The sequence below is a fragment of the Thioalkalivibrio sp. ALJ12 genome, from assembly GCF_000378305.1.
In the GTDB taxonomy this organism is placed as follows: domain Bacteria; phylum Pseudomonadota; class Gammaproteobacteria; order Ectothiorhodospirales; family Ectothiorhodospiraceae; genus Thioalkalivibrio.
On the sequence record NZ_KB899540.1, the window covers coordinates 20831 to 47764 of the forward strand.

Genomic DNA, 26934 nt, shown 5'->3' on the forward strand with positions numbered 1-26934 from the left:
CACAAAAAAGGCCGTCACATCCCTGTGACGGCCGAAAAAGGGACCGTGTGAGAGGTCCCGGAGGTGCTCAGTAGACCGGAACCAGCGCGTAGCCCTGATTCTGGTAGCCCATCACGGCGATGAAGCCGCTGCGGACCGGCTTGATCGCATCGAGGACCTTGTCGTTGTCCACCCCATAGGCACGCGTGGCCGCGGCACAGACCTCCATGCGCACGCCCAGCTCGTCCAGGCGTTCGACGGCCTTCGCGATCTCCTCCAGCGTGTCGCCGTGGTCCATCGCGATCTCGGGCTCGGGGTCGGTGGTGATGAACTTGACCGCCTCGGCGATGAACACCATGCGCAGGTCCGGTTCCACGCCTTCCTTCACCAGATTCTCGTGATTGGTGGCGATGCCACGGAGGTAGGCGAGCATCACGTCGGGGTCGGACTTGCGCATGTCGTAGACCGCGCGCATGGTCTCGATGCCCTGGGTGGCCTCGCGGTTGTCCAGGCCTTCTGCATTCGCCTTCGAGATCAACCCGAGAGGCAGCAAGGCGGCCAGCAGCAGGATCAGGATTCGGTTTCGCATGAGCTATGTCTCCTTTGGGGTTGGGGCCCGCTTGTCTTGTTTTCGGGCCCGGTGTGGCCGCATTAGGCGGCTCAGTAGATCGGGATCACTGCGTAGCCCTGGGCCTGGTAGCCGGTCAGCGAGACGAAGGTGTTGCGCACTGGCTCGATGCCCGGCAGCAGTTCGCCGTGATCCACCCCGAACAGGCGGGTGGCAACGGCGCACGACTCCATCCGCACGCCCTTCTCCTTCAGCGCGGCAATGTGTTCCTCGATCGCATCCAGATGGTCGAACTCGGTCAGCTCGAAGCGCTCGCGATCCTCGCTGACCATCGTCACCGCCCGACCACGAAAGGCAAGGATCATGTCCGGCTCGACGCCCTGATCGGTCAGGTCGTTGAAGGTCTCGCGGATTACCATCAGATACAGCGCAAGCAGCTCTGGGTCATTGTTGTTCAGGTCAAACACGACCCGGCCCTGGTCGACACCCTCCAGGGCCCGGGTATCCGTCGGTTCCGCATGCGCGGACAGTGACACCACGGACAGCGTCAAGATCAGGGAAAGAACAGCCAGCATTTTCATTCTTCGGTCTCCTAGGTGGGGTGGCTTGTGGCCGCAGGCGGATCACTCGCAATCGCCCGCCAGGCCGCGTCCTGCATCGACGCGAGGTAGCACGACAGGGGCTCTTCGAGGACGCCGTCCAGATGAAGGTGGAGCAGGCGGATCGCCCCGCCAAACGCCACGGTGGCAGCGACCGGGACTTCGATAGGGCGAACCTCGCCGGAGGCAATGCCCTGCTCGATGCACTCGCGCATCCGCAGGAAGGGCCGCGACGAACAAACGGGCGGCTCGTTTGGCAGAAACTCCCGATGGCGCGCCTCGAGCACGAAGCGCATGGTTCGGGGATCGTCGGTCGCCGCCCGAAACATGAAGGCGATGATGCCGTCGCAGCGCGCGCGGCACGTCCGCTGCTGCTCCATCACCTCGCGCAGCCCGCTATCCATCCGCTCCAGCAGGTCGTCGTACAGGGCCTTGGCCAGCGACTCCTTGTTGCCGAAGTGGTGGTAGATCGAGCCGATCGAGACCCCGGCCTCGCGCCGAATGTCGTGAATCGAGGTGTTGAAATACCCGGCCGTGCCGAACAGCTCCAGCGCCGTTTCCAGCACACGCTGGCGCAGCGCATCCCCGCGCAGATTCTCCTGTACCGCAGCCGACATGTCGCACCCTAGAACGAACGTTCGTTCTACCCTATGACAGAAACACGGCGATTGCCATCCCCAACGCGGCACGCGCGAAAACGTGTCGCTTCTGCCAACATCAGGGCTCAGGGGGAATCAATGACCGATTCAGATAATCCGCACACCCAGGCCATGACGCCTGGATCCGGCCGACGCCAATGGCTTGTGTGGCTGGCGATCGGGCTTGTGGCCACCATTGCCTATGTGGCCATGCCTTACGGCCACACTGCCGCGGCCTTGTATGTAGCGGCAAGCCTTGGCGCCGCCGCCGTGGTTGCGGCCTCGCTGTTTCGTGACCGGGGCCCCTGGTGCCGTTCGGCCTGGATCCTGATCGCGACCGCCCTGCTCCTCGGAGGTACCGGGCACCTGATCTGGTATGTCCTGGATCTGCAGGGCCTTGAGCCGTTTCCGGCGGCGCCGGACTTCCTGTACCTGGCGGTGTATCCGCTATTCATTGTCGCCCTGTGGCGACTGGGCGGCCCCACGGACCGGCACGATGGTGCCCTGGGCGACGCCCTGATCGTCGGCATCTCCGCGGCGGTGCTCGCCTGGGCGCTGCTGATCCAGCCCTATGTGTACGATCCGGAACTGACCAGCCTCCAGCTGCTGGTGTCGGCCGGCTACCCAGTGTTCGACCTGATGCTGCTGCCACTGGTACTGCGCCTGGTGTTTCGCTACAACACGCACATTGATGGCCAGCTGTTGCTGCTGCTCGGCGTTCTGGCCTATCTGAGCGCCGACCTGCTCTACGCCCATGGGAACTCCACCGGCTGGTATCAGCCCGGCGGACTGACCGATGCCGGCTGGCTGATCGCCTATACCCTGTTCGCCGCAGCCGCCTGGCACCCCTCGACCCAGGTAAATCCGGAGGACCGCACCGGCAGCCATGAGCTCTCCCGCCGCAGGCTCTACATCCTGGGTTCTGCGGCGGTACTGGTGCCGGGGATCATCCTGTTCACCGCCGGGGTGGATACCGACACGGTGCGCGTCGCCGCCGGTGCCTCCATCCTGATCTTCCTGCTGGTTCTGGTTCGCATGAGCGGCCTGATCCGGGAGACCCAACGCCAGGCCCAGGCGCTGGAGCAACTCTCGCGCACCGATCCTCTCACCGGCGCGGCGAACCGCCGACAGCTGGAAACCGTTCTCGAGGAAGAACTTGCGCGTGCCCGGCGTCTGGACACACCGCTCACCCTAGCCTTCATCGATCTGGATTACTTCAAGCAGTACAACGACCAGCACGGCCACGCGCAGGGTGATCGCCTGTTGCGCGACCTGGTCGCCGCCTGGCATCAGGAACTGCGCCCCAGCGACACGGTCGCCCGCTACGGGGGCGAGGAGTTTGTGGTGGTGCTCCCTCACACCGGTCCGGATCAGGCGCGCACGGTCATCGAGCGCCTCCGTCAGCGCACCCCGAACCAGCAGACCTGCTCCGCTGGTATCGCCTTCGCCGAGCCGATGGAAACAGCGGAAGGCCTGCTCCGGCGCGCGGACCGGGCCTTGTACCGGGCCAAGGACGAGGGCCGCAACCAGTCGCGGTTCGCCACGCCGGACGACGCTGCGCCGGCCCCATCCTGAACGTCGCCCGCCGCGCCAATCCCGCAAGGGCAACGTCCGCCAAAAACACGATAGACAGACCCTAAACGCATTGGTTATAGTTCGCGCACCCTCAGGGGAGTAGTCGCTCCGGCAGCGCCGGAGGCATGCGTCAACATCCTTGGCCCTCGGGCCATGGCGTATGCAGCCCGTCCGAAGGCGCCCCGGTGCGCCTCCGACAAGCGGCCTGACGAGACCTGTGGCATCGATATCCGCCTCGCGTGATCGCGAGGACAGCCCGTGGGCGGGCGGCGGATGGCGATGTCACCGGCTCTGCGTTGCGCCGCCCGCCCCGGAATTGCATTCATGGAACTCTTTCTGCTGTCCATCGTGGCCGTGGCCATCGCGGAGATCGGCGACCGCTCGATGTTCCTGGCGGCCGTGTTCGGCATGCGCTGCCGCAGTGCCTGGGCCGTATTCTGGGGTATGGCCACCGGCCTCTTCCTGAACCAGTTGTTGTCCGCCGTGGTCGGGATCTGGCTGTTCGCGGTGATTGCCACCGACTGGCACCTGTGGGTGGTCGGCGCGGCCTTCCTGATCATGGCGATCTGGGTCCTGTTCCCGGAGGACGAGGAAGACGAGCAGGCGCCCAAGGCGCGCAGCGCCTTCTTCGCCGCCGCGGTCGCCTTCTTCCTGTTCGAGATGCTGGACAAGACCCAGCTGGCGGTCGTCACCCTGGCCGGGGCCTCCGGCGCCCTGCTGCCCGTCGTACTGGGCGCCACCGTGGGCATTCTGCTGATCACCACCCCGGCCCTGATCCTGGGCAAGCGCTTTGCCGCGCGCATCCCCGCCGCGCCGATGCGCTTTGTCGCCTCCGGCATGTTCCTGCTGATCGGTCTGTGGACCTGGGCCGAGGCCGGTAACTGGATCCCCGATCTTGGCCTTCCGGACCTCTCGGGCTTCCTGATGCAGGCGGTCGAGAACCACCAGCAGGGGCAATAACGCAAGGCTGCGCTCGCGGGAGGCCGAAATCTCCTGATCCCGCGGGTGCGCTCCGTTCGCCGCGTTATTGCATCAACTCGCGTACCGTGTCGATGACCTCCGGATCATCCCACTCAATGGCGCTGTTAACCGAATAGCGGATGCGCCCCTCGCGGTCGAGGATGAACGAGCTGGGGAAGGCGAATACCCGCCAGCCCGCCGCCACCCGGCCGTCGAAATCCATCAGCACCGGAAAGTCGACCTGCACCTCGTCCATGAACTCGGCGATGTGTTCCGCGCTTTCCTGGTAGTTGACCGAGACGATCTCGAAGCCCTCGCCCAGCTTCTCCGCCATGCGGTTCATCGACGGGATCTCGTGTACGCAGGGCGGACACCAGGTCGCCCAGAAGTTCAGCAGGATCACGTCCCCGGCATAGTCGCTCAGGGACTGCTCGTCCCCCAGGTGATCCGTCAGCGTGAAGTCCTCCATCGGCGGGGTGTGATCGCGTTCCACCAGACCGCGGTGGGCCTCCACGGTCGACTCGCGCTCCGGGAGCGGACTTGCCGCGAGCGGGCGCGGCATGGTCGCCAGCAGGTTGCCCGCCCGACGTAGCTGACGCGCCAGCTGATCGGTAGCGGCGCGCTCCTCGGCACTGGGGTCGCCGCGACGCAGGTAGTAGAAGTCGCGCACCTCGGGGACCATCTGCACGAACACCGGGCTGCCGCCCCCGCGCAGGGCGCCGAGGATCTCGTCGAGATACCAGCGATAGACCCCCAGTTCCGGCTGCAGGATGAAGACCGGCAGGTTGGTGGCACGTGCCACGTCCACGTACTCGGCCGGCGCCCCGGCCACGGGTGTGTCGACCATCAAGTTGGGGGAGCCCAGCGTCGCGCCTATCAGGTAGGCGCTGCCGGGTTCGCCGAGCTGCCAGTGGCGCATGCCGCGCAGCGCGACGATCGACGGGCGTCCGGAGGCCACCACCATCACCTCCTTGCCCGTCTCGTGGTGCGCCTCCCGGATCAGTGCGGCCACGCCCTCACCATCCAGGCTGCGCATGCTCTCATTGGTACGGGGCAGGAAATACGCGTCCAGCAGGTCAACCATCCACACCTCGATACCCGAGGCGACCAGTTCGCGCGCCAGCCGATCATGGTTCTCGTGTTGCCCTGCCTGAGGCAGCAGCCACAGATACAGACGCTGGCCCTCGGCCGGATACAACGTCACGTCGAAGGCGGCGCCGGAGTCGTCCGTGACCACCCGTGATTCGGGGTCGGCCTGGGCGGCTGCCGACCCCATAAGCAACAACCAGCAGACCCATACCCAGAGGCTCGCACTCCGGAACCCACCCATCCTGCTTACTGTTGCCTTCATGCAGCCACTGCCCTCATCAACAGCACCGGCCGAGCCGGCACCTGCTATGTTCAATATATCGCGCGCGTCGACCCGCATTGCCGCAACGGGAGGTGCGCATGCGCCGAGATCGGCCCTTGCTACACGGGATTTGTTCGTTTCTCGTATTCGGCCTGACCACGGTTCCGGGCGAACCCGGGGGCCGCTGACCGGGCACCGGCTGTCCGTATAATGGGGACATTCCGATTGCGCAGGGAGCGTTATGCAGACCCCGGACGATGCCGCACAGTTGCTGGACGCCCTGCAGGATGACAGTCCGTGCGATCTCGCCGAGACCCTGCGCCGTATCGTGGACTGGCTGCGCCCAGACAACCCCCGCAACGTCGCGCCGGTCATTGCCCGGATCGAGAGCCTGACGCTGGCGCTCCAGGAACAGCCCATGGTTCGCGAACGCCTGCGCGAACGTCTGGAGACCGGCCTGGAGGACGCCCGTCACCTGACGCTGTACACCGGCGTGGGGCTGTTCTCCCGCAAGGGCTTCTTCCGCGAGGCCGCGGAACTCCTGTACGAGCGCATCAATCCGCACCCGATGGACCGCGCGGATCTTCGGGACGTGCTCTACCACGTCTTCCACAACCCCGATGACGCGATCTGGGTATCGGCGCTGCCGGACGATGCCTGGTCCCGGCTGCTCGGGGCGCTGGGCTGCCTGTCCGGCGAACACCCCGGCGTGCTGGACCGCGCCCGCAGCGAGACGCTCTACGCCCTGGAGATGCTCTCGATCTGGATCGCCGCCGAGGAACTGGAACCGGAGCTGCTGCGGCTGGATCCGTCGATTGCCGAGCGCAATTCCGCCTTCGTCGCGCAGGAGCGCGAGATCTCCGCCTATGTGCGCGACTACCGTGCCTGGCTGCAGGACCCCGGCCACGAGCGCATGGACGACGCCCATGCCCGCGTGCTGCTGGAACAGTGCGGGGATCAGATCCTGCGCCTGCGCCGGCGGGCGATCACGCATGGCAGCAGCCTGTCACTGACCCATCTGCTGGAGCGCCTGGACCAGACGCTGTCGCGCATCCACAAGCTGCTGGACCTGCTCGAGCCGCGCGAGGAGGCACACACACGCACCACCGCGGTGGGCGTGTTCCGCGAGCTGGTCACGGCCAGTGCCCGCCGCCACGGGCTGCGCGCGCTGTGGCAGGACAACATCCGGCTGGTCTCGCGCAGCATCACGCAGCATGTCTCCGACACCGGCGAGCACTACATCACCCGTGATCGCGGCGAGTACCTGACGATGCTGCGCTCGGGCGCCGGTGCGGGCCTGATCATCGCCTTCATGGCGCTGATCAAGATCCAGGTGGAATCCCTGGGCCTGTCCGAGGGCTGGAACGCCTTGTGGGTCAGCCTGAACTACGGTCTGGGCTTTGTGCTGATCCACATCCTGCACTTCACCGTGGCGACAAAGCAGCCGGCGATGACCGCCGCGCGCCTCGCGGCCGCGATCGAGGAGAACGAACGCGGCACGGCCGACGCCTCGAAGCTTGCAGAGCTGCTGGTACGGGTGGGCCGCTCTCAGTTCGCGGCCGTGTTGGGCAATGTCGGCGTGGCACTCCCCACGGCCCTACTGATCGGAATCTTCGCGGCCTGGGGTTTCGGCACACCGATCCTGTCGGGCACCGAGACGGATTACCTGCTGGACGGCCTGCGCCCGATCCTGGGCCTGGCGCTGTTTTTCGCGGCCATCGCCGGGGTCTGGCTGTTCGTCTCTGGCCTGATCGCCGGGTTCTTCGACAACCGCTGCGCCTATCTCGACCTGCCCGGGCGCCTGCGCGAGCACCCGCTGCTGCAGCGGCTGCTGCCAACCACCACCCGTCACCGTCTCGCCGACTGGGTCGGATACAACTACGGCGCGGTGCTGGGCAATTTCCTGTTCGGCATGCTGCTCGGCATGACCGGCTTTGTCGGCTACCTGCTGAACCTGCCGCTGGACATCCAGCATGTGGCCTTCGCCTCCGCCAACCTCGGCTACGTGACCGCCAGCGAGTCGATCGGCGTGTTCACCTTCCTGCTGTTCCTGGTGTTCGTGCTGCTGATCGGCGCGGTGAACCTGTGGGTCAGCTTCGGCCTGGCCCTGTACGTCGCCCTGCGTGCCCGCGGCGTCCGCATCGGGGCCTTCGACCGCGTGCTGAAGGCCTACGGCCGACACCTGCGCCGACACCCGACGCAATTCCTGCTCCCACCACGAGGTGGCGAGGCACAGGAAGGTGACGAGGCGCCGCCCAGGTGAAGCCGGCATGATGCGCGTCTGGTGGATCGTCCTCGCCGCCTTCTGGCTGGCCTCCTGTGCCGGCAGTCCGCCGCAGCCGGCCGTGGACGATGCCCCGGATGAACGCCCGGACGCCGAGGTGCTGGAAGCCGCAGACGGGACCCGCCTCCCGCTACACCGCTGGGGACCGGAAGAGCCCCGCCGGGTCGCCCTGGCCCTGCACGGCTTCAACGACCACGGCGGCAGCATGGCGGCCCTGGGCGAGGCCCTTGCCGAGCACGAGATCGCCGTCTACGCCTTTGATCAGCGCGGCTTTGGCGCCAACCGCGATATCGGCCGCTGGGCGGGCTATCAGACGATGGCCGAGGACGCACGCACCGGGCTGCGCATCCTCGCCGAGCGCTATCCCGACAACCCGCCCTACCTGATCGGCAAGAGCATGGGCGGGGCCGTGGCCCTGGTGGCCGCCACCGGCGAAGACCCGCCGCCCATGCGCGGGACGGCGCTGATCAGCCCGGCCGTCTGGAGCCGCGATCAAATGCCCTGGTACCAGCGCTTCGGCCTCTGGGTTGGCGCCCGCATTGCCCCCGGCATGCGCCTGACCGGCGAGATGGCGGCGGAATTCGATATCCGGCCCACCGACGACCCGGCGGTCCTGGAGCAGATGCGCGATGATCCGCTGGTCCTGCGCGATGCCCGCATCGACGCCCTGGACGGACTGACCACGCTGATGGGCCGCGCGCTGAGTGCCGGAGATGCTCTCCCCGCCCCAAGCCTGCTGCTCTACGGCGCGAAAGACGACCTCGTGCCACCCGGGCCTACGGCGGTGCTGGCCGAACACCTGGCCGCGACCGGCGACCCCGGCCACCGCATGGTGCTCTATCCCGAGGGCTACCACATGCTCACGCGCTACACCCGTTCCGCGGACACCTTTGGCGATCTCGTTGCCTGGATGCTGGACCCCGAGCCCAACCTTCCCTCCGGCCACGAACGCGCGCCCGAGACCATGGTGCAGAACCTGCAAGAACTCAACACGCAACGCTGATTCGCGCCGACCGGCCCACCCCGGCGAAAGGGCCACAAAAGTTGCATCGCTTGCGCATGTGATCCAGATCAAGATCCCGGGGCATGAGGTATCTAATACTCAGAGGCCTTTTGCCTGGACCCGCGAGGTCTTCATGTCCGCTGAACGCCCCGCATCCCCGCGCCGGGCCCTGCGACTGCGGCTGTTCATCGTCGCCGCGATCATGGGCGTGGCCCTGCTCGTGTTCCTGACAGTCCATATCACCTCCACGCTGATCTACGAACGGACGATGGCGCGCCAGGCAGAACAGACGGCCAGCGGCATCGCCCACCAGACCTTCGCCTCGATGTTCCAGATCATGCGCGAGGGCTGGACTCGCGAGCAGCTGGAGGCGTTCTCGGCGGGGATCGAGGAATCGCTGGCGGATACGCCGCTGCAGCTGGATTTCTATCGCGGCGAGAAGGTCTCGGCACTGTACGGCGACGTGGATCAGCCCGCGTGGCACGAGCGCATCGAGCATGCGTTCGAGACCGGCGCCATCGAAAGCCGCCAGGACAACGGCGAGCTGCGCTACACCTTCCCTCTGCGCGCCCGCAACGAATGCCTCGCCTGTCATGGCAACGCGTCCAGCGGCGATGTGCTCGGGGTGATGGAGGTGCGCCAGGACCTGGGCACGGCCATCAGCGAGGCGCGTAACCAGCAGGTCTGGACCTTCCTCGGGACCGGGCTGGGCACGCTCTTGCTGGGCTCCCTGATCGCAGCCTGGGCAACGGCGCCCATCACCCGCTCGGTGCGCCGTTTCCAGGACCAGGTAACCCGCGTCAATGCGATCAAGGACCTCAACCACGTCGAGACGCAGGCGATCGACACCGGGTTCGTGGAGCTCAATCAGGTGGTCGACCAGGTGGATGACCTGGTGCGCAAGCTGCGCGCGGTCGCGGTGGACAAGGACATCCTCGAGTTCGAATTGAAGCTACTGGACAAGTTCATCATCACGTCGGATGTGGTGCGTGACTGGCGCGAATACATCGGGGTACTGCTGACCGAGATCAACACGATCATCGACGCCTACACCCTGTTCACCCTGTTCAAGGCCAACGACGACGTCTACGAGCTGGAGATCTTCTGGCGCGCGGAACCCACGGAGGCCACCCGGCGCACTGTGGAACGCCTGGCCACGCATCGCATCCGGGCATCCGAGGAGTTCGTGCGGGACGCCAATATCAGCGTGCGGCACAACATCGCCGATGCCTCCAGTCATCTGCCGGAACTCTCGCCCCGCCAGATCGAGCTGGCGACCAAGTCACTGGTACTGGACACCCCGCGCATTGGCGGGGTGGTCGGAATCGGCGTGCAGTCCGATCTGGTGCGCGACCCGGTACGCCATGTCGTGATCGAGAGCATCCTGTCGACCCTGCTGAACCTGGTCGGCTCGGTGAAGGCGATCTACAAGTACACCCAAGACCTCGAGTACTACGCGACGCGTGACCCGCTGACCAATCTTTACAACCAGCGGGTGTTCTGGGAGCTGTTCAACTACGAGATCAAGCGCGCCGAGGGGCATGGCTATTCCTTTGCGGTGATGGTCGTGGATCTGGACAACTTCAAGACCATCAACGACCGCTACGGCCATGCCTTTGGGGACCGCTTCCTGCAGGCCTATGCGGAGACGATCCAGGGCGCGATCCGCAACGAGGACATCCTGGCGCGCTACGGCGGCGACGAGTTCGCCCTGATCCTCCCCGAGACCGACCAGCACTCCGCCTGGCAGCTGGCCGCGCACATGGCCGAGGCCACCGATGGCCTGTCGCTCCCGGCCCCGGACGGCTCGCGGGTCAAGGCCACCACCTGCATTGGCATCGCCGCCTATCCGCGCCACGGCAAGGACACGCGCGACCTGTTCCTGGTGGCCGACAACATGATGTACAAGGCCAAGCGCGAGGGGAAAAACGCGGTCTGCGTGCCGAGTGACGAAGAAGTGGCCGCAGTGTTCCGCGAGGCGGGCGAGACCGGCATCATGATCATGGAGGCGCTGGAGGACCGCCGCATCGTCCCCTACTTCCAGCCGATCATGGACACCGCCACCGGCGAGGCCCATATCCACGAGCTGCTGATGCGCATCCGTGTGGGCGACGAGTTGATCCCGGCGGGCCAGTTCGTCGAGGTCGCCGACACCATGGGGGTGATGCACCAGCTCGACTACGTGCTGATCGAGCAGGCCTTTATCGAGGTCAGCCGCTCCGGCTACTCGGGGCTGTTGTTCATCAACCTCTCGCCGCGCGCCCTGATCATCGGCGAGTTCATCGGCAAGGTCCGCCAGTTGGCGCACGACCACGGCATCGAGCCGGCCAAGGTGGTCTTCGAGATCACCGAGCGCGACACGGTGAAGAACATGGCCGTGCTGGAACAGTTCGTACTCGACCTGAAGCAGCAGGGATTCCAGTTCGCAGTCGACGACTTCGGCTCGGGCTTCTCCTCGTTCCACTACCTCAAGCGCTTCCCCATCGACTTCGTGAAGATCGAGGGCGACTTTGTGCGCAACATGGTCCACGACGCGCGCGACCAGGCATTTGTCCGCTCGATCGCGGCGCTGGCGCGCGACCTGAACGTGCGCACCATCGCCGAGTACGTGGAGGACGCCGAGATCCTGGAAGCGGTCAAGTCCATCGGCATCCACTACGCCCAGGGCTTTCATGTTGGCCACCCCGGCCCCGGACCGCTGCCCGGTCCCGGGAATGGCGAGACCCGCCACTGAACGGCCTCGCCTGACGGCCCACGCTGTTTTATCGTGGGATACCGCTACGCTGTGGCTGACAAAGCGGCCGGAGGCACGATGGGACAAAAGGGCAAGGGGTCTTCCGAACGGCTGGACGCGCTGGTCGCGCAAAGCCATCAATCCAGGACCGAACGCGAGCGGGGCTATCGCGAACAGGCGCTGAAGATGTACCCGTGGGTCTGCGGGCGCTGCGGGCGCGAGTTCACGCGCGCCAACCTGCAGGAACTGACGGTGCACCACCGCGACCACAACCACGACAACAACCCCCCCGATGGCAGCAACTGGGAGCTGCTGTGCCTGTACTGCCACGACAACGAACACCAGCGCTATACCGACGCGACCCCGGGAAGCGGCAAGAGCGCCGAAACCACGGCGACCCACAATCCCTTCGCCGGGCTCGCCGACCTGCTGAACCGGGACGACGACTCGAAGTAAGGCCTGCGGGGCAGGCGTCCCGAGGACTTGCTTACAGTAACCGCCACCAGAACTGGAGCGGCTTCCAGGTCTCCTCGTCCTCGCCCAGATCCGGCCAGTGGTAGTGGCACACGAGCCCGTCGGCGGGCTCGTAGCCGCGCTTGCGCCAGAAACCGTCCAGCGGGCGATAGTCCGCCGGGCGTGCCGGATGTTTGTCCGGACGGATGACGGCACAGAAGGTCGCCTGCGTATAGCCCGACTCGCGCGCTGCGGCCTCGCGGGCATCAAAGAAGCGATGGCCGGCCCCCTGTCCCCGATAAGGCCGCTGCAGGACCGACTCCGCGAGATAGAAATACCGCTCGGGGTCCAGTCCGTTCTGAGCGAAAGGGGCCTGAAAATCGGCGTCGGCCGCCGCCAGCGGCAGCGAGGTCGACGCCCCCACGAGTTCTCCTCTATCCCAGGCGAGCACCACCGCGCTTTGCGGACAGCGGACATAGTCGGCCAGGTAGTCCCGCTCGTACTCGACGGAGCCTTCGTACAGGTAGGGCCACTCGCGAAAGACCTCGATACGCAGGCGCGCGATGGCCTCCAGGTGCGGCTCAAGGCCCGTGCCACGTTCCACCGTGAAATTCACTCCCGCCTCCTTTATTTGTACGTCCTGTGACACAGATCAAAGGGGCCGATTCGATGCCCCTGGAACCAGGAAACTCAGCCACAACGATCTACACTCAAGAAGAAAGGATGCAACATCCCGCGCGGACCCGATCGCAGTACCGGGCCCGCTCGTGGATCGCGCGTTCATTTCGCCCTTCGGGGCATTCACGCCTGTCCAACAGGAGGCACTGTATGGATACCGTATGGATCGTTGTGGCCGACGCCGCCCGCGCGCGCATCCTCAGTTGTGAAGGTCGTGCCTGCCAGGGTCTGCACGAAATCGAAACCCTGACGCACACCGAGTCCCGCGTACATCCCCGGGATCTGGTCACGGACCGCCCCGGCCGCAGCTGGAGCAGCGCCGGAGGTGACGGCCGCCACGCCATGCAGGAGACCACCGACCCAAGTGTCAATGAACGCAACCGTTTCGCCCGCGAAGTCGCCGACCGTCTCAGGGGGGGCTATCACAGCGGCAGCTATCAGCGGCTGGTCATCCTTGCCGCGCCACAATTCCTGGGGGCCCTGCGCGAACTGCTGGACCCGCAGGTCGCGCAGATCGTAACCGCCCAGATTGCCAAGAACGTTTCCAAGATCCAGGACCCGGCCGCCCTGCGCAGTCACCTGCCGGACTTCCTCTACTAAGCCACTGACCTTGCTCGACAAGGGCCCGCCCAGCGCGGGCCCCTTTTTTGATCGGGCCCGTTTTTACTCGAACCGCACTTCGACTTCCGGGGCCTGGCCCGGAACCAGGCCCTCGTAACGCACCCGGAAGGCGTCGTGTTCATCCACCGAAAACAAGGGCCCGAAACTCCCCAGGCTCAGCAGTTCGCCGGCCTCGAGGGTCTCGCCGCGGGCCGCCAGTTCATCCACCAGCCAGAGTACGGCGTCCAGTGGGTGTCCGAGGATGGCGCTACCCGGATACTCGCCCAGCACCTCGCCATCCTCGTTCTCGATGACCACCGTCATCGCGGCCAGCGTCTCACCCATCTCCGGGTTCACGGGCAACGGCTCGCCCAGGACACCTCCCCGAGCGCCCACGTTGATCGCGGTAATGCTCCGGGCATCCAGGGTGGAGGGGTCCGCGACCATCAGATCCACGAGCTCAATGAATGGCAGCACCCAGTCGATGGCCGCGAGCACCTCGGCATGGTCCGATGCCTGCATGATGGCCGGGTCCGCCACGCGCACGGCCAGATCGGCCTCGACCATGGGGCGCGCGCCGAAATCCCGTTCGACCGGAACCTCCGACGGCCAGATCATCCCGACCAGCATGGGGCCCGCCACCGGGGCATCGGCGCCGAAGCGCTCTTGCATGCTCTCGGAGGTCAGACCGACCTTCCACCCCACATGCGGCCCCACCGCCGCATCCAGATCCGCCACCAAGGCGCCCTGAATGCACAGGGCATCGGCCATGTCCTCCGGTTGGACCCGAGCTACGGGCTCCCGATCCAGCCAGGCGGCTGCGAGAGCCTCGCCCTCATGGGCACTGCCCTCCGGGCAGGCCGCGAATGCAGGACCCGCGATCCATAACCCGAGCAACAGCCCTGGCAGGCCAACACCCCTGCAAGGACGCATGCGGATTCTCCCCAAAACGGCCATTGTACCCGGGGACCGCCCAGGTGACGTCGCTAGCGCGGATCGGATGCCTCGCGTTCGGGAGTCCCGGGGACGGGTGCGATACGGTCGGCATCGGGCTCGGGGAAGTCACTCGGGGCGAGCACCCCGAGGAGCTTGGGGCCGTCGTGTGCGGGCACGAAGATCGCCAGTTCGGCCTCCTGGATTTCCAGATCCACCGCCTGGCGCAGGTTCAGGTCGTGGCCCACGACCACGATGTTGGAAGACGGATCCTCCGGGGGCGTATGGAGGTGGCGCGCAAGGCCATCGATCAGATGGGCACGGCGGTCCTCGTCCCGCACCCATGGGAGATTGAAGAGGTCATAGCGGATCTCGTATTCCTCGAAGGCCAGCGAGGCGGTCTCCCAGTTTCGGCAGAAGGGACTGGTCAACACTTGCTCGACCGGGATCTCCAGCGCGCGGAAGCCGTCACCCACCCGCCGCGAGTGATTGCGCCCAAGGGTGCTGAGATTGCGCTGCCCCGCGCAGTCATCCATGTCGCTGATGTCGTAGTCATCGTGCGAGCGGTCGGTCTCCGCATGGCGCCAGAAGACGACCAGCCCGCCGCCCTGCAGGCGTTCGATCAATTGTTCCGCGCTCAGCTCATCAGCCCCAAGCCCCAAGGGGACGAGGCCGATCAGCAGCGCCCCAAAGAACCCGAACATCCGCCTCGCCATCGCCTCTGCTCCCCATGCTTCGTCTATCCAATACTTAATGCGTAGACGAAATATCGAGGGCGCGCCCGGGCGGACCGGCTCAGAAGTCGTCGGGCGTCAGCACCCCCAATAGCCGCGGGCGTTCCTCTCCGGGTTCGAACACCGCGATCTCGCCCTCGTCGATCTGCACCCGGGCCGCCCGCTGCAGGTTGATATTGTGCCCCACGATTACGACGTTCTGGTCGGCATCTTCGGGGGGTGTATTCAGATAACGCTGCAAGGCGCGAACCAGCTCGTCCTGACGCCCGCGATCGCGTACCGGCGGCACGTTGAACAGATCCTCGCGGATCTCGTAGGCGCCCTCGCCAAAAGCGATCCGGGCGCTATCCACGTTGCGGCAGAACGCCGAACTCAGGATCGACTCGACCGGAATGGCGTGACGCTCGAAACCCTCGCCTACCTTGCGCGCCTCGTCCTTGCCCTGATCATTGAGGTTGCGCTGCAGCTCGCAGCGGGACATGTCCGACAGGTCGCGGTCACGCTGGCTGCGGTCGGTCGCCGCGTGGCGCCAGTAGATCACCAGCCCACCCTCCTGCATGCGCTCGATCAGCGCCTCGGGAGCCAACTCGGCATCGGCGTGGCCCACCGCCGGTACGAGAAGAGTCGCAATCAGAATAAAAGCCATGCGCCACATGCGTTATGCCCTCACGTTTCCCACCCGACATCCAGTCGGTTCAGACCAACCGTACCACCCGAGGTTCGCCATACCCGATCGTTGACGCCCCCCCATCTCGGCCCTAGTATTCCGTTCTCCCCAGCCCGGAATCCCGCTCCCGCATGACCTACTGTGTCGCCATCGATCTGGACGACGGCCTCGTGTTCGCCTCCGACTCGCGTACCAATGCCGGTGTCGACCAGGTCAGCACCTACAGCAAGATGCACACCTTCGAGGTCGAGGGTCAGCGCATGTTTGTCGTGCTGACCGCCGGCAACCTGGCCACCACGCAGGCCGTGGTGCACCGGCTCAAGCGCGACATGGAGGACAACGCCGAGGAGAGCCTGGCGACCGTGGAGCGCATGTCGGACGCCGCCGAGTACCTGGGGCGCCTGAATCGCGAGGAGACCGAGAAACACTCGGAGGCCCTGTCCCGTTCCGGCATGCAGGCCGAGGCAACGATGATCATCGGCGGCCAGATCGGGGAGGCCCCCCCTGGCGTCTACCTGATCTACCCCCAGGGTAACTACATCACCACGTCGCAGCAGACGCGGTTCCTGCAGATCGGCGAGAGCAAGTACGGCAAACCGATCCTGGATCGCATCATCGAGCACGACACTGGGCTCGGCGATGCGGCCCGCTGTGCGCTGGTGTCGATCGATTCCACCATCCGCTCCAACCTGACCGTCGGGCCGCCGATCGAGGTCCTCGTCTACGAGCGCGGCACCCTCGACTTCGACCACTACCTGTGCATGGAGGCCGACGACGAATACCTGCGTTCCCTCACTCAGGCCTGGGACGAAAACATCAAGCGTGCCTTTACCGACCTCCCCCGCTTCGACTGGGAAGGCACGCACGGGCGCAAGCAGCGCGGGACGCGGGTCAGCCGTGGATCCAGCAAAACCACCGGCGGCAGCAAGGCCGGCACCACCAAGGCAAGCACCAGCAAGCCCAAAAAGCCCCGCCGCTGACCACAGCGCCGTAGGAGCCGGCTTGCCGGCGAAGCCCCTGCCCGTGCCGAACGCTGGCAGGGGCGTTCGCTTGCAAGCAAGCTCCCAGAGGGGCGGGTTACGCGGCTTGTGCAGGGGCGGCCAGGAACCAGGTCTCGGCATTGGCGCCGTGGATATCCGCGATGTCCTGCTGCAGGCGGTCGACAAAGTCGTGCAGACCGTCTTCGGCCAGCAGTTCGTCCACGTTGGCGTTCATTGCATGGCGCCGGGCCTGGATGACCAGCCGTAGTGGAACTTCATTGTTCGGCAGGCTTTCCAGCGCATCCTGCACCTGCTTCAGGGCGTGGGTGACCGAACGCGGAAAGGCGCTGTCCTGCAACAGAAAGCGCACGACATCCACGCCATTGATCCGCCGCTTCACGTGCTGGCGGTACATCTGAAAGCCACTCTCGGAACGCAGGATGCTGGTCCACAGCAGGCCCTCATAGGGCTCCGGGTCGTCGTGGTCCTTCTTCAGGAGCTTCAGCGCGCCGACATCCACCTGACGCGTGCCCATGTCCGCGCGTTCCAGATTGCGCCCGAGGCGGATGAAGTCATAGGCGGCATCGTGACTCATCGTCCCCGCCAGCAGCCCGGTCAGGGTCTGGCAGCGCTGAACGATGCTCGACAGGAATTCGAAGCGACCGCGCTTGCCGATGCCCTGGTCGATCTCGTCACGCGCAAACAGGTAGAGCTCGTTCATCACCTCCCAGGCCTCGGATGGCACCAGGTCCCGGGTGGTCCGCACGTTCTCGCGCGCCGAGCGCAGGGAGTTGAGCACCGAGCTGGGGTTGTCGGCATCGGCCAGCAGGAACTTCACGCAATTGCGCTCGTCCTCGCGCTGGTAGTGGTTGTCGAACAGCTCGTCGTTCCCGGTCACCTCGACCAGGCCCTTCCAGGAGAGCTGTACCGACTTCGGCATGTCCAGCGCCAGCAGATGGAAGGCCGTGACCATGCGCGCGGTGTTCTCCGCCCGCTCGACATAACGCGCCATCCAGTACACGCGTTCCGCGACTCTCGAGAGCATCTTAGTTCTCCTCGTCCACGATCCAGGTGTCTTTACTGCCCCCGCCCTGCGAGGAATTCACCACCAATGAGCCCTTGCGCATCGCCACGCGGGTTAGCCCGCCCGCGGTCACGTCCGTGCGCACGCCCTGCAGGATGAACGGCCGCAGATCCAGGTGGCGCGGTTCAATATCGTCGCCGCACAGCGTCGGCGCGACGGACAGGTCCAGGGTTGGCTGCGCGATGTAGTTGCGCGGGTCCTTCTGGATCAGCTGGGCGAACTCCGCGCGCTGCTTCTTGGTGGCGTGCGGGCCGACCAGCATCCCGTAGCCCCCGGACTCGTTGGCCGGCTTCACCACCAGCTCGTCCAGGTGATCGAGCACGTACTCGCGGTCCTTGTCGTCCACGCACAGGTAGGTCGGCACATTGGGCAGGATCGGCTCCTCGTCGAGGTAGTAGCGGATCACCTCGGGTACAAAGGCGTACATCACCTTGTCGTCGGCGACCCCGGCCCCGGGGGCATTGGCGAGCCCGACATTGCCCTTGCGCCAGGCGCGCATCAGGCCGGGCACGCCGAGCATCGAGTCCGGATTGAACACCTCCGGATCGATGAACTCGTCGTCGATCCGGCGGTAGATCACGTCCACCCGTTCCAGACCGTCGATGGTGCGCATGTACACGCAGTCGTCATCACCGACCACCAGGTCCGCGCCCTCGACCAGTTCGGCCCCCATGCGCTGGGCCAGGAACGAGTGCTCGAAATAGGCCGAGTTGTAGATCCCCGGGGTCAGTACCGCGATCTCCGGGTAGTCCTGTGGGCGGGGCGAGATCGAGGCCAGCATGTCGAACAGCTGGGTCGGGTACTCGTCCACCGGGAGGATGCTCGAGTTCTCGAACAGCTCCGGGAACACGCGCTTGGTCACCTGCCGATTTTCCAGCATGTAGGAGACGCCAGAGGGCACACGCAGGTTGTCCTCCAGCACGTAGAAGTCGCCCTTGCCGTCGCGTACCAGGTCGGTGCCGCAGATGTGCGCCCAGACGCCGTGCGGTGGGGTGATCCCCACGCACTGCTCGCGGAAGTTCTTCGACTGTTTCAGTACGTAGCGCGGGATGATCTTGTCTTTGAAGATCTGCTGCTTGTTGTAGATATCGTTGATGAACATGTTGAGCGCCGTCAGGCGCTGCTCCAGCCCCTCCGACACCCGCTCCCATTCGGCTTTGGTGATCACCCGCGGGATGATGTCGAACGGCCAGGCGCGGTCGATGTTCTCGCCTTCGGTGTAGACCGTGAAGCTGATACCCATTTCCAGGATCGCGCTGTCGGCCGCGGCCTTGCGGCTCTGGATCTCGGCGTCGTCCAGGCTGCTGAGGTAATCGGTCAGGGGTTTCGCCGGCTTGCGCGGCTTGCCAGGCTTGGCAATCAGTTCATCAAAGAAGGGCTTGGGGTCGTATTGCTTCCAGTCAATCGCCATACGTCGGGTCCTCTGACGCGGGGAACGGTTTGCACTACAGTAGCGCCTTTTCCGGCACCACGGGCAATAGCCGAAATGGGGTGGTGTACGTTTTTCGTCCCCCTGACCCGCCAGAGGTTCCCATGAGCGACACCCTCGAACAGCGCCTGATCGCGCTCTACGAGCATCCGAAGATCCAGGGCTGCAACTGGCAGCCGCGTCTTTTCTGGTATCCGGCCACCGATGGCGGACCCTATGGAGAGCTACGCGTGGACGGCCGCGAGCTGGAGGTGTTTCTTGCCACGATTCTGGGCGAGGCGTCGACCGAACGCGCCGGTCTGGACACGGAACAGGGGGGCCGCGGGACCTTCATCGCGGCCAATGCGCGGCGCCACGAATTGCCTCTCTTTACCCGGCGTCAGGGCTGATGGGATTCGCTTGGCTCATCCCATCCTACAGCGCACCACCGACCTCGTAGGATGGGATGAGCAACGCGAATCCCATCAAAGGGCTTTAACAACCGAAAGCCGGCTACTGCACGAAGAACTGCTGGAACAGCGCCGCGAGAATCACCAGCGCAAACCCGGCGTAGAGCCCCGCGACCACGTCATCCATCATGATCCCGTGCCCGTCCTTCCACTTGGCGTCAAAGTAGTTGGCCGGCCACGGCTTGAGGATGTCGAACAGCCGGAACAGCAGGAAGCCGATCACGATCCAGACGAGCCCCGCAGGTGCGAACGCCAGGGTAATCAGCATGCCCGCCCATTCGTCCCAGACGATCCCGGGATGGTCGTGCACGCCCAGACGGCGTGCGCTCTCCCCGCAGATGTGGAACCCGGCCATCACCACGAGCACGGTGACGGCCAGATAAGCCCACTCCGGGAAGTTCATGATCGCGAAGTAGAGCACCAGCGCCCCGAGCGATCCGGTGGTCCCCGGTGCCCAGCGCGACAGCCCACTCCCGAACCCGAAGGCCAGCAGGTGGATCGGATCAGTGAACACCGTCTTCGCCGACGGCATCTTCGGCTTTGCGCTTTGGGCGGGCGCCGCACCGGCGCCGGTCTTCTTCCTGGCCATGACGTCCCTTGGCTTTGTTCTTTTGTTTTTGTGTTTCTGGCTAGCCCGCGAAATGATCGTGGCCCCGGCGCGCGACGTCCAGCCGCGCGCCATGGGCGTCCACCACCTCGATATCGCTGCCGCTGGTGAACTCGCCGATCACGGTCAGCGAGGTGCGCACGCTCAGGCTCAGCAGCTCCAGCGGCTCGGTGGGCGGCAAGGCAAACAGCAGTTCGTAGTCCTCGCCACCGGCGAGCACACAATCGCGAACCATTTCCTCGGGCTGCCCTTCCAGCAACGGATCGACCGGCAGCTGCGACCAGTCGACCCGGGCACCGCAGCCGCATGCCGCGGCCAGATGGCCGAGGTCCGCCAACAGCCCGTCCGAGATATCGATGACGGCGCGCGCCCGATTGCGCAAGCCACGCCCCAGTGCCAGGCGCGCACTCGGCCAGAACAGGCGGGCGCAGTCCGGGGACTCCTCGTCCGGTGGCCGGCCCTGCGCCCGGCGCTGCTTCTCAAAGGCGAGGCCCGCGGCCGCCCCGCCCAGTGCGCCGCTGACTACCAGGCGGTCACCGGGGCGGGCACCGGCGCGCCGCAGGGCCTGCCCGGCCGGGACCTGACCCAGCACAGTCACGCTGATTGCCCCGGGGCCACGCGTCGTATCGCCACCGACCAGCGGAACCGAGGCCTGTTCGGCCAATGCCAGAAAGCCGCGGCTGAAGGCCGCCAGCCAGTCATGGTCGACGGAAGGCAGGGTCAGGGACAGGACCGCCCCAAGCGGATCGGCCCCCATCGCAGCAAGATCGCTCAGGTTGGCGGCCAGGGCCTTGTGCCCCAGGCTGGCCGGCGGGTGGTCGGGGAAGTAGTGCGTCCCCTCGACCATCGTATCCACGCTGACGACCAGCTCGTGGCCGGCCTGCACCCCAAGCAGCGCGGCGTCATCGCCAATGCCCAGGCGCACGTCCGGGCTGGTCCCGGCAGGTTCGGCAAAGTAGCGCCGGATCAGATCGAATTCGGAGTCGGGACCGGTCATGGCGAGAGGCGGCCCATCGGAATCAGCGTTGAACGGAACGCTCGGGGCCGCGCAGGTCGGCAGAGAGCCGATCCAGCACCCCGTTGATGTAGCGGTGCGACTGCTCGGCGCCGAAACGCTTGGCCAGGTCCACCGCCTCGTTGATCACTACGCGATAGGGCACATCGATGCGCTCGGCGAGCTCCCACTGGCCGAGCCACAGCAGGGCCCGCTCGACCGGGTCGAGCTGATCCAGCGGACGGCCCAGGTACGGCTCCATACGGGCATCCAGGGCCTCGCGGTTGCGTGTCACACCGATCAGGATCTCGCGGAAGTATTCGGCGTCGGCCTTGGCGTGTTCCTCGTCGTCGCGAAACTCGGCCAGGATGTCCTTGGGCTCGGCCGCCGTCATCTGCCAGGAATACAGGGCCTGCATGGCACGGCGGCGCGCAACCGAGCGTGCGTGGCGGGCACGCTGCTCGGGCGTACTGTGCGGGCGTTTGCCCCGCCCGCCCTGGCGCGGGTTCTTGCCTGCGGGCTGCGAAGGGTTATGGGATTCACTCACGGCGTGTACGGCACCCACTCGCTTAGGGAAACACTGATCCATGGACACGCTCGCGCTCGAGTCGCTTTTGCGTGCGAACAAGGCGCGGTGACTGCCGTGCAGTCATTCTGCACAAGGGAACCGCAACGCCGTGCGCGCGCAAAAGCGGCCGAGCCCCTTCGGGGTTGGCACCCCAGGTTCCCCGATCTTGCGTTGCGCCGCTTGCGGGTAGAACCACTACCCGCTGCACGACGCGCCTTATCTCGGAAAACCTGGGGTGTCAACGCGAGTGTGTACATGGATCAGTGTTTCCCTTAGGAGTCGGCGCGCAGCTTGCGCATCAGGCTGACCATCTCGATCGCGCCCATTGCGGCATCCGCGCCCTTGTTGCCGGCCTTGGTGCCGGCGCGTTCGATGGCCTGCTCGATGGAGTCGGTCGTCAGCACGCCAAAGCTGATCGGCAGGTCCTCGGCCATCTGCACCTGGGCCAGGCCCTTGGCGGCCTCGCCCGCGACATAGTCAAAGTGCGGGGTCGAGCCCCGGATCACGCAGCCCAGCGCGATCACCGCGTCATAACGGCCGGAGCGCGCCATCGCCTGCGCCGCCAGCGGCAGCTCGTAGGCGCCGGGCACGCGTGCGATGGTCAGGTTCTTCTCCGCCACGCCGTGGCGCTTCAGGGTGTCGACCGCGCCTTCCAGCAGGCGCTCGACGATCAGGCTGTTGAAGCGCGCCAGCAGCAGGCCGTAGCGATGGTTGGCGGCATCCGTGAACTCGCCTTCCAGGGTCTCGATCTCGTGCATGATGTGGTTCCGGTCGGAATGGGGCGGACACGCGGCCCGCAAATCCTGCGTAGTGTAGCATCGCGGCGCGCCTGGGGAGACGCTTATGGACGGGGCTTCAGGAAGCGGTGGCGGCCCTGCGTGCCCGCACCGTTCGCGCCGAGATCCAGGAATGGACCGCCCGCCAGCCGAGCAGGAAGGCCAGGATCGCGGCGTACAGCGCGACCTCGCCATAGTCCGCCCGCGCCAGCCAGAGAAAATGCAGGATCGCCAGCACCCCGGCCACGTACACCCCGCGGTGCAGCCAGACCCATTTCTTGCGGAGCCAGCGCTGTGCCCCGTCGGTGGAGGTTACCGCCAGGGCGAGCAGGATCACCCAGGCGGCAAAGCCGACCATCACGAACGGCCGCTCGGTCAGGTCGTAGAGCACCAGCTCCCAGTCGAAGAACAGGTCCAGCCCCAGCCAGGTCAGGGCATGCGCGGTGACATAGCCGAACGCCACCAGCCCCAGCATCCGGCGCAACCGGGTAATCCAGGCCAGCCCCGTCATCTGCCGCAGCGGGGTCACGGCCAGCGCGATCAGCAGCGCGATCATCGCGTGGGTGCCGGAGAGCTCCAGCAGCTTCTCGATGGGGTTCGCCCCCAGCCCGCCGAACCATCCGAGCGCGCGCAGGCCAATCCAGACCGCGGGCACGAGCGAGAGCAGCAGCACGCCCGTCCAGACGCCTCGCGGGGGCTGCCCTCTGCGGCGTTGAGTCGTCGCCACGCCGAACCCGTCAGAAATACTCGGTCAGGTCCATCCCCTCGTACATCGAGGCGACTTCATCCCCATACCCGTTGAACATCTCCGTGCGCCGACGGCGAAACTCGCCAATGCGCCGCTCGGTGCGCTGCGACCAGCGCGGGTGATCCACGTCCGGGTTCACGTTGCTGTAGAAGCCGTATTCATCGGGCTGCGCCTGATTCCACAGGGTCGGCGGCTCGTCCTCGACGAAGCGGATGTGTTTGATGGACTTGATGCTCTTGAAACCATACTTCCAGGGCACGACCAGACGGATCGGCGCCCCGTTCTGGTTCGGCAGCACCTCGTCGTACAGCCCTACGGCGAGGATCGTCAGCGGGTGCATCGCCTCGTCCATGCGCAGGCCCTCGGTATAAGGCCACTGCAGCCCGCCACTGCCGCGGCGTCGGCGCTGGCCGCGCAGGTTGTCCGGGTCGTAAATACTCTCGAAGGCCACATAGCGGGCATCGCCCCGGGGCTCGGCCTTGTCGATGATGCGGTTCAGCTCGAAGCCGATCCACGGGATCACCATCGACCAGCCCTCGACACAACGCATGCGGTAGATCCGCTCCTCCAGCGACCAGGGACTGATGAAGTCCTCCACCGCGTACTCACCCGGGTTGTCGCACAGCCCATCCACCTTGATGGTCCAGGGATCCGTCTTCAGCTGGTCGGCATAGGTCTTGGGATCGCCCTTGCCCGGCCCCATCTCGAAGAAGTTGTTGTAGCTGGTGATCTCCTCGTACGGCGTCTTCAACTCGTCGGTGGAGTAATCACTGGGCTCGAAATCAAGCTCAAAGCCGCGCAAAGCAGCCGTCGCCGGGACCGCCATGCCCAGCCCGCCCAGGGCCAGACCGGCACCCAGCCCTACACCCGCGCGCAGGAATTCCCGCCGTCGCTGGTAGATTGCCTTCGGGGTAATTTCGCTGCGGGCGGGATCGGAACGCCGCCGCGTACGAATCAGCATGAACAACCTCGCATCTCGACCATTCGGGACCAACCGGACCGCCAGTCCATTCCCTGCAGGGCGGCACCGCAGGTGCCTGTCCAAGTGTCTCCTTCGGGATGGACCGGTAACCCGTCGCCAAGTTCGAAAACCCTGGCACTTTTGCCGCTGTCATGCTCCGACTGTGGACAATAAGGAAACGCGACAAGGCATAAGAATTTTCTGCTTGCGCGCGGCCGCCGTCGCTATATAAGGCTTTCCTGATGCCGCAGTACCGGGGTGGCCCGGCCGGCATACCTGGAGACCCCGCATGGACCTCAATCTCGATACCGGTTTCGACAGCACCGAAGACCTCACCGGCCTGTTCGAGAACCCGCTCGTCAACGACCGCGGCCCGAGCAAACACGCCGCCCGCCGTGCCCTCGAACGCATGATGGAAGAACGCGCCCTGCGCGCCCACCTGCAGGACGACTTCGACCTCGACCACGCCAGCGACCCACTGGACTGGTAGCCAAAAGAAGGGTGGCCCATATGGGCCACCCTGCGTTTATCAACGATGCGTTTCGCGGGGCTCAACGCATCCTACGAGGGGCGGCAGGGGTAGCCTCGTAGGATGCGATGAGCAAAGCGAATCGCATCAATCCCTGAATCTCCAATCCCTCTCCCCCAAAGGCCAATTCTCCATCTCGGGCACCCCGCCCCAGTCCGCCGGATACACCCCGGCCCGCACGAACCGGTGGAAGCTGGAATATGGCCAATCCGCCACGGCCCGAACCCAGCCGTGCCTGACCGGGTTGTAATGGATGTAATCGACATGCCGCGCCCAATCCCGCTCGTCACGTATGCAACGTTCCCAGAACCGGCGCTGCCAGATGCCGCGCTCGCCTCGCCGAGCCCGGCTGTATGTTCGGGTTTCGATCGGCGCAATCGAACGCGAAAAGCGTGCCTTGATCAGTCGCCATCTCCGACTGAAATCGGTATCGCCCTCCGGCAACCGCCAGATGCAGTGCAGGTGCTCGGGCAGCACCACCATTGCGTCTATGACGAACGGGTGCCGTCGCCGTACCTCGCGAAATGCGTCCCTCAGGGCATCAATATGATCGGTCAGCAGGGTGGTGTTGCGACGCCAGGCGGCGTTCACGGTAAAAAAATACGTGCCGCCGGGCACGTATACGCGGCGATAGTCCGTCATCCATAGCCCCCTTCCCTGGGTTCATGGTCTTCAACGTTGTTGCGGAATGATGCGATTCGCTTCGCTCATCAGATCCTACAGCTATCCCCTCCCCTTCGTAGGATGCGTTGAGCCCCGCGAAACGCATCAACGCAGGATGTGCCGCCCAAGCCCCCGCCTACTCGTCGTCGTAGCCGGTCAGTTCCACGAAGCCGCGCCCAACGGGTTGGCCCTCGCTATCCAGGATGTCCACCGCGCCTTCCCAATAGCGGATTACGGTATCCATCTCCTGTTCATCGCGGATGGCGCGCACGGTGAATTCGCGTGGGCCCGAGCCGTCCGGCGGCGCGATGCGCATCGCCCATTCCACCGGGTAGCGGTTGCCGGAGGGCTGCGTGGCCCAGCGCCGGGGCTCCAGTTCGACCTGGTCGGGTTCCAGCAATCGGTCGTCGGCATCTGCCGGCATCCAGCGGCCCTTGGACAGCGGGTGCGGCTCCCCGTCCTCCTTGCGCAGCTGGTAGTACATCACGTCCAGCCCGTCGTCGAACTGCAGCGCGAACCAGTCCCAGCCCACCTGATCCTCGGACAGCGCACTGGTGCTCCACTCGCGGTCCATCCAGGCCTGACCGGTCACTGTCAGCGGCCCATGCTCCGCGCGCTCCACCTCCCCGCTCACCGCGATGCGGGGCATGGAGTAGTAATAGGAGGCATTGCCCGGCTCCGGGCCCTTCTGGCTGAGCCCCGCCTCGCCCTGGAGCACCGGGCCGCGCAGGGGCTCCAGTTCCAGCGCCAGCCGGTAGTCGTCCACGCTGAAGTCCAGCGTCCAGCGATTCCGGTCCAGATCCGCGAGCTGCCAGTCCTCGGCCCACACCCGACCGACCGGATCGGACGCACCCGCCAGCCCCGCCCCGTCGCGCACGAAGCGCTCCTCGGAGGCGTGGTACCCGGCCTCGCGGTCGACCACCGCCGTATGCGCCATCCAGATATCCGGGCTGGCCCAGGCCGAATCGTGCCAGCGGGCGTCCCCCGCCAGCTCCGGCGCCAGCCCGACGCGGAAGAAGGTGATGTGAAAGCCCAGCCGCTCGCCCTCCGGCCCGTCGAGATTGCCGGTCACATACCACCACTCGTTACGAAACCCCGGGTGCGGCCCGTGATCACGCGGAAACTCGAACACCCGCGGCGCATCCGCACGCCGGAACCCCTCCGTCTCCTCCCCGCCCAGGGCCTCGCCCACCCGCAGCCCCGACACCTCGGCCTCGCGCGCATCCGGCGGCTCCGACCCGCCACAGGCCGCCAGCAATACCACGAGCCCAACCAGCACCAACAGGCGCAGGACCTGGCATAAGAGTGCCTGTGGGAGCGGGCTTGCCCGCGAAAGGACCTTGCCAGGGCCTGACGCAGGCAGGGGCTTCGCGGGCAAGCCCGCTCCCAC

Annotated in this window: 28 protein-coding genes and 1 riboswitch; of the genes, 10 read left to right on the forward strand and 18 right to left on the reverse strand. The window is 65.8% G+C overall.

The genetic code is table 11. From position 1 onward, the window contains the following. Positions 1-67 precede the first annotated feature (67 nt). The 3 genes from F467_RS0110295 to F467_RS0110305 all read right to left on the reverse strand — a co-directional run bounded on the left by F467_RS0110295 (position 68) and on the right by F467_RS0110305 (position 1763). Positions 68-568 carry a DsrE family protein gene (locus F467_RS0110295; RefSeq protein WP_018137863.1) on the reverse strand — a complete coding sequence of 167 codons (501 nt, stop codon included), beginning with the start codon at positions 566-568 and terminating at the stop codon, positions 68-70. A gap of 71 nt (positions 569-639) precedes the next feature. Beyond that, entirely contained in the window at positions 640-1128 is a 489-nt protein-coding gene (locus tag F467_RS0110300; RefSeq protein WP_018137862.1) for a DsrE family protein, read from the reverse strand. 11 nt (positions 1129-1139) lie between these two features. Continuing rightward, positions 1140-1763 (reverse strand): TetR/AcrR family transcriptional regulator, encoded by a 624-nt coding sequence (locus F467_RS0110305; RefSeq protein ID WP_018137861.1) that lies wholly within the window; start codon positions 1761-1763, stop codon positions 1140-1142. 186 nt (positions 1764-1949) lie between these two features. Between F467_RS0110305 and F467_RS0110310 the strand changes: the two genes are divergently transcribed. Both F467_RS0110310 and F467_RS0110315 read left to right on the forward strand, forming a co-directional pair. Beyond that, complete coding sequence (locus F467_RS0110310) at positions 1950-3359, forward strand: diguanylate cyclase (protein ID WP_018137860.1); 1410 nt, start codon at positions 1950-1952, stop codon at positions 3357-3359. A gap of 89 nt (positions 3360-3448) precedes the next feature. Beyond that, a riboswitch (yybP-ykoY riboswitch) is annotated at positions 3449-3566 on the forward strand. A gap of 117 nt (positions 3567-3683) precedes the next feature. Continuing rightward, positions 3684-4319 carry a TMEM165/GDT1 family protein gene (locus F467_RS0110315; RefSeq protein ID WP_018137859.1) on the forward strand — a complete coding sequence of 212 codons (636 nt, stop codon included), beginning with the start codon at positions 3684-3686 and terminating at the stop codon, positions 4317-4319. Positions 4320-4383: 64 nt separating this feature from the next. On the opposite strand, the gene F467_RS0110320 is transcribed toward F467_RS0110315, so the two are convergent. Continuing rightward, positions 4384-5556 carry a TlpA disulfide reductase family protein gene (locus tag F467_RS0110320; protein ID WP_018137858.1) on the reverse strand — a complete coding sequence of 391 codons (1173 nt, stop codon included), beginning with the start codon at positions 5554-5556 and terminating at the stop codon, positions 4384-4386. 355 nt (positions 5557-5911) lie between these two features. Here F467_RS0110320 and F467_RS0110325 point away from each other — a divergent pair, with 355 nt between their 5' ends. From F467_RS0110325 to F467_RS0110340, 4 genes are all read left to right on the forward strand, one after another. Further along, complete coding sequence (locus F467_RS0110325) at positions 5912-7933, forward strand: site-specific recombinase (RefSeq protein WP_018137857.1); 2022 nt, start codon at positions 5912-5914, stop codon at positions 7931-7933. Between the two features lie 7 nt (positions 7934-7940). Beyond that, a complete protein-coding gene (locus tag F467_RS0110330; protein ID WP_018137856.1) occupies positions 7941-8957 on the forward strand; it encodes an alpha/beta fold hydrolase in 1017 nt (338 codons plus the stop codon). 133 nt (positions 8958-9090) lie between these two features. Next, complete coding sequence (locus tag F467_RS0110335; RefSeq protein WP_018137855.1) at positions 9091-11691, forward strand: bifunctional diguanylate cyclase/phosphodiesterase; 2601 nt, start codon at positions 9091-9093, stop codon at positions 11689-11691. 78 nt (positions 11692-11769) lie between these two features. Continuing rightward, on the forward strand, positions 11770-12147 hold the full coding sequence (locus F467_RS0110340; protein ID WP_018137854.1) for a YajD family HNH nuclease: 378 nt from the start codon (positions 11770-11772) through the stop codon (positions 12145-12147). 31 nt (positions 12148-12178) lie between these two features. Here the strand turns inward: F467_RS0110340 and F467_RS0110345 are convergent, their stop codons facing one another. Then, positions 12179-12760 (reverse strand): GNAT family N-acetyltransferase, encoded by a 582-nt coding sequence (locus tag F467_RS0110345; RefSeq protein WP_018137853.1) that lies wholly within the window; start codon positions 12758-12760, stop codon positions 12179-12181. 212 nt (positions 12761-12972) lie between these two features. Between F467_RS0110345 and F467_RS0110350 the strand changes: the two genes are divergently transcribed. After that, complete coding sequence (locus F467_RS0110350) at positions 12973-13422, forward strand: host attachment protein (RefSeq protein ID WP_018137852.1); 450 nt, start codon at positions 12973-12975, stop codon at positions 13420-13422. A 63-nt stretch (positions 13423-13485) separates the two neighbouring features. On the opposite strand, the gene F467_RS0110355 is transcribed toward F467_RS0110350, so the two are convergent. The 3 genes from F467_RS0110355 to F467_RS0110365 all read right to left on the reverse strand — a co-directional run bounded on the left by F467_RS0110355 (position 13486) and on the right by F467_RS0110365 (position 15744). Continuing rightward, positions 13486-14193, reverse strand: coding sequence for a 2-keto-4-pentenoate hydratase (locus F467_RS0110355; RefSeq protein WP_018137851.1), 708 nt, complete (start codon positions 14191-14193; stop codon positions 13486-13488). 215 nt (positions 14194-14408) lie between these two features. Further along, a complete protein-coding gene (locus tag F467_RS0110360; RefSeq protein ID WP_018137850.1) occupies positions 14409-15059 on the reverse strand; it encodes a histidine phosphatase family protein in 651 nt (216 codons plus the stop codon). Between the two features lie 91 nt (positions 15060-15150). Next, a complete protein-coding gene (locus tag F467_RS0110365) occupies positions 15151-15744 on the reverse strand; it encodes a histidine phosphatase family protein (protein ID WP_018137849.1) in 594 nt (197 codons plus the stop codon). 143 nt (positions 15745-15887) lie between these two features. Here F467_RS0110365 and F467_RS0110370 point away from each other — a divergent pair, with 143 nt between their 5' ends. Continuing rightward, the gene (locus tag F467_RS0110370; protein ID WP_018137848.1) at positions 15888-16736 is read left to right on the forward strand and encodes a proteasome-type protease; all 849 of its coding nucleotides are present in this window, start codon (positions 15888-15890) and stop codon (positions 16734-16736) included. Between the two features lie 97 nt (positions 16737-16833). On the opposite strand, the gene F467_RS0110375 is transcribed toward F467_RS0110370, so the two are convergent. Both F467_RS0110375 and F467_RS0110380 read right to left on the reverse strand, forming a co-directional pair. After that, positions 16834-17781, reverse strand: a complete 948-nt coding sequence (locus F467_RS0110375; RefSeq protein ID WP_018137847.1) for an alpha-E domain-containing protein — start codon at positions 17779-17781, stop codon at positions 16834-16836. 1 nt (position 17782) lies between these two features. Beyond that, the gene (locus tag F467_RS0110380; RefSeq protein ID WP_012983050.1) at positions 17783-19231 is read right to left on the reverse strand and encodes a circularly permuted type 2 ATP-grasp protein; all 1449 of its coding nucleotides are present in this window, start codon (positions 19229-19231) and stop codon (positions 17783-17785) included. Positions 19232-19353: 122 nt separating this feature from the next. Here F467_RS0110380 and F467_RS0110385 point away from each other — a divergent pair, with 122 nt between their 5' ends. Then, complete coding sequence (locus tag F467_RS0110385; protein ID WP_018137846.1) at positions 19354-19638, forward strand: hypothetical protein; 285 nt, start codon at positions 19354-19356, stop codon at positions 19636-19638. A 103-nt stretch (positions 19639-19741) separates the two neighbouring features. Here F467_RS0110385 and F467_RS0110390 read toward each other — a convergent pair whose 3' ends face one another. The 6 genes from F467_RS0110390 to msrP all read right to left on the reverse strand — a co-directional run bounded on the left by F467_RS0110390 (position 19742) and on the right by msrP (position 24352). After that, positions 19742-20287, reverse strand: a complete 546-nt coding sequence (locus F467_RS0110390; RefSeq protein WP_012983052.1) for a phosphatidylglycerophosphatase A — start codon at positions 20285-20287, stop codon at positions 19742-19744. Positions 20288-20327: 40 nt separating this feature from the next. Then, positions 20328-21302, reverse strand: coding sequence for a thiamine-phosphate kinase (thiL, locus tag F467_RS0110395; protein ID WP_012983053.1), 975 nt, complete (start codon positions 21300-21302; stop codon positions 20328-20330). A 22-nt stretch (positions 21303-21324) separates the two neighbouring features. Next, complete coding sequence (gene nusB, locus F467_RS0110400) at positions 21325-21888, reverse strand: transcription antitermination factor NusB (protein WP_081601189.1); 564 nt, start codon at positions 21886-21888, stop codon at positions 21325-21327. A gap of 251 nt (positions 21889-22139) precedes the next feature. Further along, entirely contained in the window at positions 22140-22625 is a 486-nt protein-coding gene (gene ribE / locus F467_RS0110405; RefSeq protein WP_018137920.1) for a 6,7-dimethyl-8-ribityllumazine synthase, read from the reverse strand. A gap of 97 nt (positions 22626-22722) precedes the next feature. After that, the gene (locus F467_RS0110410) at positions 22723-23316 is read right to left on the reverse strand and encodes a sulfite oxidase heme-binding subunit YedZ (protein ID WP_018137921.1); all 594 of its coding nucleotides are present in this window, start codon (positions 23314-23316) and stop codon (positions 22723-22725) included. A 64-nt stretch (positions 23317-23380) separates the two neighbouring features. Then, complete coding sequence (msrP, locus tag F467_RS0110415) at positions 23381-24352, reverse strand: protein-methionine-sulfoxide reductase catalytic subunit MsrP (protein ID WP_018137922.1); 972 nt, start codon at positions 24350-24352, stop codon at positions 23381-23383. A 289-nt stretch (positions 24353-24641) separates the two neighbouring features. Between msrP and F467_RS0110420 the strand changes: the two genes are divergently transcribed. Continuing rightward, positions 24642-24842 carry a PA3496 family putative envelope integrity protein gene (locus tag F467_RS0110420; protein WP_012983058.1) on the forward strand — a complete coding sequence of 67 codons (201 nt, stop codon included), beginning with the start codon at positions 24642-24644 and terminating at the stop codon, positions 24840-24842. A gap of 126 nt (positions 24843-24968) precedes the next feature. On the opposite strand, the gene F467_RS0110425 is transcribed toward F467_RS0110420, so the two are convergent. Both F467_RS0110425 and F467_RS0110430 read right to left on the reverse strand, forming a co-directional pair. After that, positions 24969-25523 (reverse strand): transposase, encoded by a 555-nt coding sequence (locus F467_RS0110425; protein WP_018137923.1) that lies wholly within the window; start codon positions 25521-25523, stop codon positions 24969-24971. Between the two features lie 157 nt (positions 25524-25680). Then, the gene (locus F467_RS0110430; RefSeq protein ID WP_018137924.1) at positions 25681-26826 is read right to left on the reverse strand and encodes a lipocalin-like domain-containing protein; all 1146 of its coding nucleotides are present in this window, start codon (positions 26824-26826) and stop codon (positions 25681-25683) included. Between the last annotated feature and the right edge of the window lie 108 nt (positions 26827-26934).